An 11,982-nucleotide genomic window follows, 5' to 3' on the forward strand; every position below is an offset into this window, starting at 1 on the left:
CCCTGCCAGTATTTAGATGACTGGCTCACTGAGCAACATCAGGAAAAACAGGCGGCATAAAAACCACCTGTTGGAAGACGAAAAATCGAGGGAAGCTCAACCTGGGCCGATAACCGTGCTGGTGAATGGGCCAACCGGATACGCGACGAATTTGATGGACGCGCGATCTACTTGCGCACCGGCACCCCGATTCATCCGATGTCACCGCTGTGCAAGATCATGTGGCTACGCCATGACCAGCCGCAACTGTTTGCCCGCACCGCGCGCTTCGTTGGCATCAAGGAATACGTTTTCTATCGATTGTTCGGTACTTGGCTGGTCGATCACTCGATCGCCTCTGCCACCGGTTTGTTCAACCTGCAGCAACTTGACTGGGACCTTGGTGCGCTTGGGCTGCTTGGCATTGACGCCAATCAGCTGTCGCAACTGGTGCCGACCACGCACCGCCTCAGCGGTCTGCAACCTGCGGTGGCCCGGCAACTCGGATTGTTGCCGACTACGCCATTTGTGATCGGCGCCAATGACGGCGTGCTGTCCAACCTTGGTGTCAACGCCATCGGCCCCGGCCAGGTGGCGGTGACGATCGGCACTTCAGGCGCGATGCGCACGGTCATCGACAGGCCGCTGACTGATCCATCCGGGCGCACGTTCTGCTACGCGCTGACCGACAAGCACTGGGTGGTCGGCGGTCCGACCAACAATGGCGGCAGCATCTTCCGCTGGGTCCGTGATGAATTAGCCACTGCCGAAGCCGCCGCCGCCAGCGCCGCCGGACAGGACGCATACGAAGCCTTGACTAGCCTCGCCGAAGCGGTGGCCGCCGGCTCCGAAGGCTTGTTATTCCATCCTTATCTGGCCGGTGAGCGTGCGCCGTTGTGGAATGCTGACGCGCGCGGGTCATTCTTCGGTCTGGCGCTGCATCACCGCAAGCCGCACATGATTCGCGCCGCCCTGGAAGGGGTGATTTTCAGTTTGTATAGCATCTTGCCGGCGCTCGAGGATTTGATCGGCCCCACGCAACGTATGATGGCGACCGGCGGCTTTGCCCGTTCCGCTCTGTGGCGGCAGATGATGGCGGACATTTTTAATCGCGAAGTCGTGGTGCCTGAGAGCGTTGAATCGTCTTGTCTCGGCGCAGCCGTTCTTGGTTTGTATGCGCTGGGTAAAATAGAGTCGCTGGAGAAGATCGCCGACATGGTGGGAGCGACGCATCGGCATCTGCCGAATCCGGACAATGTCGTGCTCTATGCGCGCCTGTGGCCGATCTATGCAGCGATTCCGCAACTGTTAGAGCAGCAGTATCGGCAGTTGTCGCAGTTTCAGCGCGCGGTGGGCTCGAAGGCTTGAGACTGTAACCCGCAGCGTGGGCAAATCTGCCCACGCGTAGTGCAATGCATTGTCTCTTCCATTGTCTCTTGCAGTGCCATCTGCACAGCTGGTTTTATGCTGTTATTCGGCTGTTATTCGGCTGTTGTTCGGCTTTTATTTTGTTTGTTTTGTTTGTGTTGAATTCGACTGCCTGGCACGGACGGTTGAGGACAAAGTCGCACGGATCGTGTCATTCGTCGCACTACGGCGATTCTTGAACTCTGGCCCAGAACCGTTAATCTTCCTCTTCCGGATCAATCACACTGAATTTTTCATGTGCCGTCGCGCTCAGGTGGTTGCGTAGCCATTTGTGAGCCGGGTTACGCACATTGCGCTCGTGCCACAGCATGTCGACATGCACCGCCGGTGTCGGAAACGGTAGTTCGCGTGCCACCAGGACGTCTGTCATGCCGGTAGCGCCGATCAGATGGCGTGGTAATACCGTCAGCAGGTCGGAACTGGCGACCACGCGACCGGCGGTGAAAAACTGGTTGACCGTCAGCAGGATGCGCCGCTCACGACCCATCGCCGCCAGCGTTTCATCGATCAGACCATGGGCACGGCCCGAGAAGCTGACCAACAAGTGATGCGAAGCGCAGTAGTTGTCCAGCGTTAGTACCTGGTTGGCCAGCGGATGGTTCTTGTGCATCACGCACACATATTCGCCGGTGTAGAGCCGCTCGTGGTGTATCGGCGAAGCGCTGGTGGTTTGACCGCCAGCCAGCTGCGCCGCCACGCCCGGGAAGAAGCCGACTGCCAGATCGACGTCGCCGCGCAACAGCATCTGGCGCGGATCGCGGGTGGTCAGCGGCACCATGCGGATGTTCAATTGTGGCGCTTCGCGCTCGATGGTACGCACCAGCGGCGGCAACCACAAGGCGGCGGTAGCGTCCGCCATGGCCATTTGAAAGGTGGTGTGGGCGCGGGCGACGTCGAACGTCTCCGGCGTGATGGCGGTTTCCAGATCGGTCAACGCGCGCCGCACTACCGGCCATAACTCCTCGGCATGCTGAGTCGGCTTGACGCCATGCGCGGTGCGGATCAGCAACTCGTCGTTGAGGGTATCGCGCAGGCGCTTCAATGCGTTGGAAACGGCGGGCTGCGTCATGGCCAGGCGGCTGGCTGCGCGTGTCAGGTTTTGCTCTGTCATAACGGCATCGAAGACGCGCAGCAAATTTAAATCAAGCGTTAGAAAGCTCATGGTCGGCTCATCGTTAATTTTATTTTAATAAGATGCAGAAACAATTCGTTTTGCCACAGAAATATTCATAAATATTATATCTGTTATGTGAAATCACAATGACAGAATGCGCGTCGGACATAAATATTGCAGCGCCGCAAAAAACAATATCAAGTTTGATTATGTCTGAAATATAAATTGGATGCTGATATCGCATCCGTTATTGCCCCAAGTCCGGCGCATCGGCTCTGCCAGCGCTGACACCGTCTGCAAAACAACAATGACGGTGGATCCGCTGGTTTTCAATTGCCTGTCATATTATTCGCAGAATACATAACTGATATCGAAAATCGGAATTGGATAGGTTTCTTCTTAATGAATATACTGCAATGCAACAACACCATGAAAAGTCGTTTGTATGTCCTTATTTGCTCTTGCTCTTGCCCTACCTGCTGAAATTGCCTTGTTCGACGTGTCGGCGTTGTTGGCCGTTGCCGCGAACCTGTTGCGGCCGGTGCTCGGGCTGGGTGCGGCGGCAACGTTGATGGTCTATTTCAAGCCGCTCTGGATGGGCCTGTTGCGAGCAGCGCTGATGTTGATTAAACCGCGCAAGTCGCTGGACCAGCGCATTGCGCGCAGTAAGTTTATGGGGCAGCAATTGATGCGTCGCCTGGCCAACGATCATGCTGCCAGCCAGCCAAATCTGGCCGCCGAACTGCGTTTGCTGGCCGGCCGCGATTAACGACGAGGAGTCACCAGATGCACCAATATATCTATCATGACGAAGACGGTTATCCGACTGTAGCATTAACCCAATGGCTGCGCGCGTAAGGCACGCGGGTGTTGGCCTGGATGGGTTTGCACTGCCTGTAAGAATTGTACGCAAGACTGGCGCAGAAAAATTTGTCTGCCGTTTTGCACCGCCGTATTTCTGACGTCTCCTCTTTCCTGCGATGGAAGGATTGACCCCGCTGCCTGAACTGGCAGCGGGGATTTTTTTGTCCTTATTTGGGTTGCGCTTTCGCCTGAATTTTCGTGCATGATGTCGCATAAAAAATGCCTGTAATGTATTCAGGCATTTTGCTTGATGTGCATCTGAAACGATGCTGCATCAGCACTGTGTGGCGAGTTCTCAAAACATCGTCATCCCGACCAACGCGGGGATCCACATTGCGCAGCAGGATGACTAAAATGGATTTCCGCCTGCGCCGGAAGGATGAGGGTATCAAGTCGGGGACGCCTAGTCGGGGATGCCACGCTGCGGCAACTGAATTGGCGGCGCTGACTTGGCAGCGCAGGCTCGGCACATTGGTGCCCACGTTCAACGAACTCAGCGATTGAGGGACTTTCGGCATGCGCATCATGACCTGCCCAGCCAGTTCACAAAAATAAAAATGGCGTTCAGTCTTCACTGAACGCCATTACCGCTAGCAACGCCGGTTTTTATGTGCCGCGCGGCTCCGCGTTTAGTCAGCCAGTTGCTTTTCCAGCGCTTGTTTCACCGCCACCAGTTCTTGCGGCAAATGATGCTTCAGCTTGTCAAACAGCTCGGTGTGTAGCGCTGTTTCAGCTTTCCAGGCAGCCTTGTCGATCGACGTGATATGGTCGAATTGCTGCTCGCTGAAATCCAGGCCTTCCCAGGTCAGGTCGGCAAAGCGCGGAGTCACGCCGAACAGGTGCTCGACTCCCCCGCTCTTGCCGTCGAGGCGATCCAGCATCCACTTCAGCACGCGCATGTTGTCGCCGAAGCCAGGCCAGACAAACTTGCCGTCGGCATCGGTGCGGAACCAGTTGACGCAGTAAATCTTCGGCAACGCAGCGGCACCCTGCTCACCGTGTGCGGCCAGCTTCTCGCCCAGCGCCAGCCAGTGCTGGAAGTAGTCGCTCATGTTGTAGCCGATGAACGGCAGCATCGCGAAAGGATCGCGGCGTACGATGCCTTGCTGTCCAGCTGCCGCGGCAGTGGTTTCCGACCCCATCGTGGCTGCCATGTAGACGCCCTCTACCCAATTGCGCGCCTCGGTGACCAGCGGCACTGTGGTGGAGCGGCGACCGCCGAAAATGAAGGCGGAAATCGGCACCCCGGCAGGATCATCCCACGCGGCGTCAATCACCGGGTTCTGGGTTGCTGCAACGGTGAAGCGGGCGTTCGGATGTGCCGCCTTGGCGCCGGTTTCCTTGGCGATTGCCGGCGTCCAGTCTTTGCCCTGCCAGTCAATCAGGTGCGCTGGCGCTTCCTTGCTCATGCCCTCCCACCAGACATCACCGTCGTCGGTCAACGCCACGTTGGTGAAAATTGTGTTTTCACGCAGCGAAGCCATACAGTTATGGTTGGTCTTGTCGTTGGTGCCCGGGGCCACGCCGAAATAGCCTGCTTCCGGATTGATCGCATACAGGCGGCCATCGCTGCCGGGTTTGATCCAGGCGATGTCATCGCCGATGGTGGTGACTTTCCAGCCCTCGAAACCCTTCGGTGGGATCAGCATGGCGAAGTTGGTCTTGCCGCAAGCCGATGGGAAGGCCGCGGCCACGTAATGTTTCTTGCCCGCCGGCGATTCGACGCCGAGGATCAGCATGTGTTCAGCCAGCCAGCCCTGGTCCCGCCCCATGGTCGAGGCGATGCGCAATGCAAAGCACTTCTTGCCGAGCAGCGCATTGCCGCCGTAGCCGGAACCGTAGGACCAGATTTCCCGGGTTTCCGGATAATGGACAATGTACTTGGTTGGATTGCAAGGCCAGGCCACATCTTTCTGGCCCTCTGCCAACGGTGCGCCGACGCTGTGTACGCATGGCACAAATTCACCATCGGTGCCGAGCACGTCGCACACGGCTTGGCCCATGCGAGTCATGATGCGCATGTTAACGGCGACGTAAGGTGAGTCGGACAGTTCGACACCGATATGCGCAATCGGCGAGCCCAGCGGGCCCATCGAAAACGGCACCACATACATGGTGCGGCCTTGCATACAGCCATCGAACAAGCCATGCAGCGTGCCGCGCATTTCGGCCGGATCGGTCCAGTTGTTGGTCGCGCCGGCGTCTTCCTGCTTAGTCGAGCAGATGAATGTACGGTCTTCAACGCGCGCCACGTCCGACGGATCGGAGCAGGCCAGATAGCTGTTCGGACGCTTTTCCTGGTTGAGTTTTTTCATGGTGCCGGCAGCCACCATTTCGCCGCACAGGCGATCGTATTCGGCTTGCGAGCCATCGCACCAGTAGATACGTGCAGGCTTGGTCAGTGCTGCGACTTCGGCAACCCAGTTGATCAGCTTTTGCTGTTTGACGTAGGCCGGTGCGTTCAGTGCGGCGACGCCGCCCATCAGTGGTTGATTCATGAAAAACTACCTCCAATACCAATAAAGAAATCTTTCCATTCCAGTGCGGCGCGCGGCGCTCGGGCAACTGGATTGCCAGGCGGTTCTGGCTTTGCTGTGATGCTAATCGCTGTCAGTAAGCTATCGCTAGATGACCAACCACAGCGAAGATGAAATAATGGGTGTGGCTCAGATCAGAGTTCGCGCGGCTTTTATTGCTGGCAGATACCGAATGCGAAGGCTGATATTGTCTCTTTTGTAAAAGTTGTCCAGGAAAAGTGGGGCGATTGTACACCCGATTTGTAGTGAAAATGACCAACCTTTGTAGTAAGGTATTTTCCGTTTTCCGTTTTCCGTTTTCCGGATGCTGTTGCTTTATTATGCAAAGCCCGTTTTTTAAGCGTTTTCAGCTTTTTTTCTTTCATTCCCCGACCAGGAAGTCGCCATGAAAATTGCCATACTGGATGATTATCAAGACAGCGTCCGCCATCTCGATTGTTTCAAGATGCTCGATGGCCACGAGGTGAAAGTGTTCAACAATTCTGCCCGCGGTACCGGGCGGTTAGCGATCCGGCTGGCACCATTCGAGGCGCTGGTACTGATTCGTGAACGCAGCGTTTTTTCAAAGGCTCTGTTGCAAAAGCTACCCAACCTCAAAGTGATTTCGCAGACTGGCAAGGTGAGCGGCCATATCGATGTACAAGCCGCAACCGAGAGTGGCATCGCCATCGTGGAAGGCGTCGGCGATCCCACCGCGCCGGCCGAACTGACCTGGGCGCTGATCATGGCTGCCAGCCGCCGGATTCCGCGTTACGTCGCCAACCTGCAGCAGGGCCAATGGCAAATGGTGTCGTCGCGGCCGCAACACAATGTGCTCGGCAATGTTCTCAAGGGACGCAACCTGGCGATCTGGGGCTATGGAAAAATCGGGCGCTTGATTGCCGGTTATGGCAAGGCGTTTGGCGTGCGGGTGGTGGTCTGGGGACGTGACGCCAGTCGCGCCGCGGCGCTCCTCGATGGCTATCAGGCAGCCGATTCGAAACAACAGTTTTTCGCTCAAGCCGATGTGCTGACGTTGCATCTGCGTCTGAACGATGCGACACGCGGCATCGTCGAAGCCGCCGACCTGGCGTTAATGAAGCCGAGCGCCATTTTTGTCAATACCAGCCGCGCTGAACTGGTCGCCAGCGATGCGTTGGTGCCGGCTTTGCAGCAAGGTCGTCCGGGTTATGCAGCGCTCGACGTCTATGAGACCGAGCCGCTGCCGCCTGCCTCGCCGCTGCTGCAAATGGACAACGTGCTCGCCACGCCGCATCTGGGCTACGTGGAAAAGGATAGTTATGAGTTGTACTTCCGTGCGGCGTTCCAGAATGTGATGGACTTTGCCAGCGGTACGCCTAAGAATGTTTTGAATCCAAGTGCCTTGCTGCAAAAAAAATCGTAGGCTGGGCCCGAATAAGCGCCCTTCGCAGTCTGGGCGCACTCAATCGTCGTCGGCATCGTTCGGTAAGATCAGCTTGTTCAGTCTGGCTGCGGGTGCCGCCAGTGTGGTGTCGTGCCACAAGCCGTTCCAGCCTGGCGGCCATGGCAAAGGCGGCCCGCTGTACGGGGCGACATTGCTGCGTACCGCAATCACCGGCAGGCTTTGCGGCAATGTGCCGCCGCTCCAGCCAAGGCTAAACGCATAGTCGGGCAGCAACGCCTCGCAGATGGCGGCAAACCAGTTGCTATGATCTTCATCGCGCCCCAATGCCTGCGCCAGGCCGGGCGGATCGAATTGCGCCAGCGCGCTTGCCAGTTCGGCTGCCGAAGCGCCGGGTTGGTCGCCCCAGCCAAGGATCGGATTGAAATTGTAGTCGGCGCCGGACCCATACCAGCCCTCGCGCCACGGTCGTTCCATCCAGTTGCGACGGCCGCAAAACAGGTGCCAGCGCCAATGCAGGCCGGACGGTTTGGGCCAGTTGTACAGATACAAACGCTGATAACCGGCACGATGCAGCTCGCGCACCAGCGCCATCAGGCGCGCATGCGGCATGCGCTCCGGCGGTGCGCGCCGGAACAGGATCGGCTCACCATCGGCGTGTTGCAATTCGTCGGATGACAGGTTCATATCAAGGGTTCGCACTTCGCTACCGAAACGTGCCGCGACCCAACCGGTCAGCAGGTTGACGGAGGTGATGACGCCATAGCCACGATAGCGATGGAAAATAACGGTGCCGGGTGCGATGGGTTTCATTTTTCGTGCGTCGGAAATGGTGTACGTTGCGATCATGCCGAGATCAAATGCTACCAGTGTAGCCGCAGCGCTGCTTTTTCATCTGTCGTAAAAATGCAGCGTCGGCGGTTGCCGGCCCAGCCCTGATAGCTTTATTGCCGGCCGTGCTGGCGGCTGCAGCGCGGATCGTGGTATTTATACTGTTTTACTGTTCGGCCGTCGTCGGCGCAAATCGTCGGCATGGCGATTGAGCGGCAACAATTGTAGAAAAGGAAATGAAATATCATGGCATTACGCATCATCTCCACCGGCGGCACCTTCGACAAACACTACGACGAGATCGCCGGTAAATTGACCTTTGCCGCCAGTCATTTGCCGCAGGTGATTCAGCGCGCCAGGATCACCGTCGACATCGCGCTCGAAGAATTGCCGCTGCTCGATTCACTCGACATGCAGGACATTGATCGCCGCCGCGTGCTGGCATCCTGCGCGCACGCCAGCGAACCGGCGATCGTGATCATTCATGGCACCGACACCATGCGTGATACCGCCGCCGTGTTGGGCGCAGCCGCGCTCGACAAGACCATCGTCCTGACCGGCGCGATGATTCCGTACGCGATCGATAATTCCGATGCACTGTTCAATTTCGGCTTTGCCTGCGGCGTCGCGCAAGTGTTGCCGTCGGGTGTCTATGTGGCGATGAACGGCAAGATTTTTGCGTGGGACAAAGTAGAAAAGAATCGTGCGGCAGGCATTTTCGAGCCGCTGTAATCGCTGCTGCTACCGTTGCTGTTGCTGTTTGAGCTTCCCTCGATTTTTCGTCTTCCAACAGGCGGCATAAAAGCCACCTGTTGGAAGACGAAAAATCGAGGGAAGCTCATACTGAATATTTGCCTGCACGATGCAAAGCAAAACAGGCCCCTCAAATAGCGTCATAGATGCGCCCAATTTTCATGTCCGGAGGCGCATCTGGTGTCAACGCCATGGCGATAGTATGTTTTTTCAAAGCGTTTTATTTTGACAAAAAATGGGAGCTGCGAATGGGCAAAAATCGGCTGGAGGCGTTTAGCGATGGCGTCATCGCAATCATTATCACGATCATGGTGCTTGAGATGAAGGTGCCGCATGGCACTGATTTTGCCGCGTTGCAGTTGGCGTATCCGGTATTTCTCAGCTACATCCTTAGTTTTGTTTATATCGGCATCTACTGGAACAACCACCATCACATGCTGCACGCGGTGCAGAAGATTAGTGGTCCGGTGCTATGGACCAATCTGCATTTGTTGTTCTGGCTTTCCTTGATTCCTTTCGCTACCGGCTGGATGGGCGAAAATCACTTCGCGCAACTGCCGACCGCGCTGTATGGTGTGGTGCTGTTGATGTGCGGCATCGCCTACTATATGTTGAGCCGCAGCCTGATCCGCATGCGTGGCGAGAATTCTGCACTCGCACTCGCGCTCGCCATCGGCAACGATCAAAAGGGCAAACTCTCGGTTGTTGCCTACGCGCTCGCGATTCCACTTTCCCTTGTCAACCGCTGGGTGGCACTGGGCATATACGTTCTGGTGGCAATCATGTGGCTGATCCCTGATCGTCGCATTGAAAAAGTGATTCACGACTAAGCCTGGCCAGAGCGTGCACAGAGCTGGTCTGAAAAATAAGAAAGAACAAAAGCGCATGCCATCTATCTAATGTTGAACGCAGCGTACTGCGCTCGAACCGAAGGGGATGAAAATGCAAACTGCACATCGTTTTCCTGCCGTGATCAAAGCAGGCTATACCCTGATCGAATTGATGTTGGTGGTCGCGATCATCGGCATCCTCGCGGCGACTACCATACCTGCTTATCAGGGCCACTTACGGAAGGAAAGATTCGCCGCTGTCGTCATGGCCGCGGCAATGGCCAAGGTTGGGGTTGCAGTCTGCGCGCGTCAACTCAACGCCGTCGCCGGCTGCAATGGCGGCAGCAACGGCGTTCCCGCCGATCTCACCGCCAATGCCGGTAATTACGTCGCCTCCGTGACCACCAGAAATGGCATCGTGACGGTTGTCCCGCAAGAGAAAGACGGCATTCTTGCGAGCGACACCTATATCGCAACGCCAACAGTACGCGATGCCGATAGTGCCTTGCAATGGTCGATTACCGGCAGTGGCTGCATCGCCACGGCGCTATGTAAGTGATGTTGACGGCACGACCGACCTGGGGCACATGGTCAATGGCCGTATGTATTAATTTTTGACGCCGGATTCCGGCGCTGGCAACGGCACGCAATGGTCAAGGCCCATCAAGGCCCATCCGGGCCCCATGGTTGCAACTGCAATTATCAAGAATCAAGAGGCAAGCATGTATCACGAGGTTGATTGGCGACATGCGCCAAAAGGCGCAAGATGGTGGGCCATGGACGGCAGCGGCCATGCCCACTGGTTCATGGAACCGGAATACAAAGCGCGGACGCATTTCTGGTACGCCCAGGAAGTCCACGCGCCGACATTCGGCTATTCAGGCGATTGGCGCGAGAGCCTTACCGAGCGACCGGTGAAATAAAAACGACAAGATTGCTGCAGGATTGATACGTTTCAGCCAGCGCGGCGTAAAGTTGCCAGATCAGGTTGAATTCGCAAGGGCCGTTGCACCGCTGACAGCCCTTGTGGCCGCTGTTTGTCGGCAACATGTTCAACCCCATTCGTCGATATCGCTTCCAGGAAAGTCAGTACGCTGCGGTAGTAATCGATTCTCATCTGCGCTTCAAGTAACTGCCGCTCGGCTTGAAACAACGCCAAGCGAGCATCGCCCAATTCCCTCTCGGCTAGTTTCTCCGGGGTCAGGACGCACTTCATCGCTAATCGATTAAGCCAGTTCATATTGGCACCTCGTTTTTCAGGAACACCGATTCATCATAGGTCGTTCTTCGAACGACTGCTCGGATTTGACATCATTTAAAAACGGTTCTTTGTTTTCGTTTGCTTTCGGCATCGTTGATGATGAACAACGATGTTTGTATCTGAATCGCAACACAAACGGCGATGGCAGCAACAATATCTCGGCTGCGGGCGTCGACGGACACTGCCACTTGGAGTCGGCTTCTGTCGCAACCATCTTCTGCCGTAACCACCTTATCGATGCAGGCCTGCGGCTTACAACGGCTAACCGGATATGGCAGCGAAAATTCTGGGGCTGGTGGTAATGCGCTGAAGAAAGGCAGGGACATGTTAATTATCTGATATAATTTTGAGATTAATCTTACATACAACCCCTTTTCTATTTGAGAGTATTTAGTCGTTGTCACATAGCATTGTTTTACGCGCTGCTATATCTACAGCTCAATTTTTCCTTACGTCTCATTAAGTTTGCAATTCATAGTTTGTAATTCATCAGGCGATCAGATGTGCATGGCAAGACAGCGTTGGCATGGTGGTTTTCATGGTGATCCGGGTTGCTGTTAATCGCTAGTCGTTTTTTTATACAAAGTCGTATTACCGATCTGGTTCTGCGCAACGCGCTGCCGATGAAGCGCTGCTCTCGTAGCAAGTCGTCAGAGTGAAGGGGGTCATCATGTGCCGATCAAGTTGTCAGACCGCCGCGTCACAGCGGGAGTGTTGCAGCGGAGTTTTTGATGTGCGACGCCTACAGCCTGTAAGCGCCAAATTATCAATAGCGCGTTTTCGTAACAGGTCCAAGTGATGCCATTGTTTCTCGTGTTACAAGAACGGAGATACAAATGAATCATATCTATCGTGTTATCTGGAGCCACGGGTTAAACATCTGGGTTGTTGCATTGGAAAAAACCAGCGCATCGGGCAAGCAAGGTGGGGGCGAGCGGCGCAGTGCGGCAAGCACAAGTGAGACGACACATCCGAGCTTGCGTTCCCTGGCATCGATATGTGGCTTGTCGAGACAGTGGCGC

General features: G+C 55.9%; 13 protein-coding genes and 1 pseudogene. 8 read left to right on the top strand and 6 right to left on the bottom strand.

Annotated elements, in window-relative coordinates; genetic code table 11:
* Positions 1–84 precede the first annotated feature (84 nt).
* Positions 85–1,347, top strand: a pseudogene (locus ACIQ0R_RS06755) (FGGY-family carbohydrate kinase); the annotation flags it as partial.
* Positions 1,348–1,603: 256 nt separating this feature from the next.
* Here the strand turns inward: ACIQ0R_RS06755 and ACIQ0R_RS06760 are convergent.
* Positions 1,604–2,569 carry a LysR family transcriptional regulator gene (locus ACIQ0R_RS06760; RefSeq protein WP_395825310.1) on the bottom strand — a complete coding sequence of 322 codons (966 nt, stop codon included), beginning with the start codon at positions 2,567–2,569 and terminating at the stop codon, positions 1,604–1,606.
* Between the two features lie 397 nt (positions 2,570–2,966).
* Here ACIQ0R_RS06760 and ACIQ0R_RS06765 point away from each other — a divergent pair, with 397 nt between their 5' ends.
* Positions 2,967–3,290: a hypothetical protein gene (locus ACIQ0R_RS06765; protein ID WP_395825313.1), complete on the top strand. Its 324-nt coding sequence runs from the start codon at positions 2,967–2,969 to the stop codon at positions 3,288–3,290.
* Positions 3,291–3,552: 262 nt separating this feature from the next.
* Here the strand turns inward: ACIQ0R_RS06765 and ACIQ0R_RS06770 are convergent, their stop codons facing one another.
* A complete protein-coding gene (locus ACIQ0R_RS06770; protein WP_395825316.1) occupies positions 3,553–3,960 on the bottom strand; it encodes a hypothetical protein in 408 nt (135 codons plus the stop codon).
* 54 nt (positions 3,961–4,014) lie between these two features.
* Entirely contained in the window at positions 4,015–5,883 is a 1,869-nt protein-coding gene (locus ACIQ0R_RS06775) for a phosphoenolpyruvate carboxykinase (GTP) (RefSeq protein WP_395825319.1), read from the bottom strand.
* 424 nt (positions 5,884–6,307) lie between these two features.
* On the opposite strand from ACIQ0R_RS06775, the gene ACIQ0R_RS06780 reads away from it, so the two are divergent.
* Entirely contained in the window at positions 6,308–7,306 is a 999-nt protein-coding gene (locus ACIQ0R_RS06780) for a D-2-hydroxyacid dehydrogenase family protein (RefSeq protein ID WP_395825322.1), read from the top strand.
* Positions 7,307–7,345: 39 nt separating this feature from the next.
* Here the strand turns inward: ACIQ0R_RS06780 and ACIQ0R_RS06785 are convergent, their stop codons facing one another.
* Positions 7,346–8,098, bottom strand: coding sequence for an L-asparaginase (locus ACIQ0R_RS06785; protein ID WP_395825325.1), 753 nt, complete (start codon positions 8,096–8,098; stop codon positions 7,346–7,348).
* Positions 8,099–8,362: 264 nt separating this feature from the next.
* Here ACIQ0R_RS06785 and ACIQ0R_RS06790 point away from each other — a divergent pair, with 264 nt between their 5' ends.
* From ACIQ0R_RS06790 to ACIQ0R_RS06805, 4 genes are all read left to right on the top strand, one after another.
* Complete coding sequence (locus ACIQ0R_RS06790) at positions 8,363–8,848, top strand: asparaginase domain-containing protein (protein ID WP_395825328.1); 486 nt, start codon at positions 8,363–8,365, stop codon at positions 8,846–8,848.
* Between the two features lie 269 nt (positions 8,849–9,117).
* Complete coding sequence (locus ACIQ0R_RS06795; protein WP_395825330.1) at positions 9,118–9,699, top strand: TMEM175 family protein; 582 nt, start codon at positions 9,118–9,120, stop codon at positions 9,697–9,699.
* A gap of 112 nt (positions 9,700–9,811) precedes the next feature.
* Positions 9,812–10,258, top strand: coding sequence for a prepilin-type N-terminal cleavage/methylation domain-containing protein (locus ACIQ0R_RS06800; RefSeq protein WP_395825333.1), 447 nt, complete (start codon positions 9,812–9,814; stop codon positions 10,256–10,258).
* A gap of 163 nt (positions 10,259–10,421) precedes the next feature.
* Positions 10,422–10,622, top strand: a complete 201-nt coding sequence (locus tag ACIQ0R_RS06805) for a hypothetical protein (RefSeq protein ID WP_395825336.1) — start codon at positions 10,422–10,424, stop codon at positions 10,620–10,622.
* 32 nt (positions 10,623–10,654) lie between these two features.
* Here the strand turns inward: ACIQ0R_RS06805 and ACIQ0R_RS06810 are convergent, their stop codons facing one another.
* Both ACIQ0R_RS06810 and ACIQ0R_RS06815 read right to left on the bottom strand, forming a co-directional pair.
* Positions 10,655–10,939, bottom strand: a complete 285-nt coding sequence (locus ACIQ0R_RS06810; RefSeq protein WP_395825339.1) for a hypothetical protein — start codon at positions 10,937–10,939, stop codon at positions 10,655–10,657.
* Positions 10,940–11,010: 71 nt separating this feature from the next.
* Positions 11,011–11,286: a hypothetical protein gene (locus ACIQ0R_RS06815; RefSeq protein ID WP_395825342.1), complete on the bottom strand. Its 276-nt coding sequence runs from the start codon at positions 11,284–11,286 to the stop codon at positions 11,011–11,013.
* Between the two features lie 510 nt (positions 11,287–11,796).
* Here ACIQ0R_RS06815 and ACIQ0R_RS06820 point away from each other — a divergent pair.
* Positions 11,797–11,982: ESPR domain-containing protein (locus tag ACIQ0R_RS06820; protein ID WP_395825345.1), on the top strand; the 186-nt coding region annotated here is incomplete at its 3' end.

Source organism: Collimonas sp., from assembly GCF_044339385.1.
In the GTDB taxonomy this organism is placed as follows: domain Bacteria; phylum Pseudomonadota; class Gammaproteobacteria; order Burkholderiales; family Burkholderiaceae_D; genus Collimonas.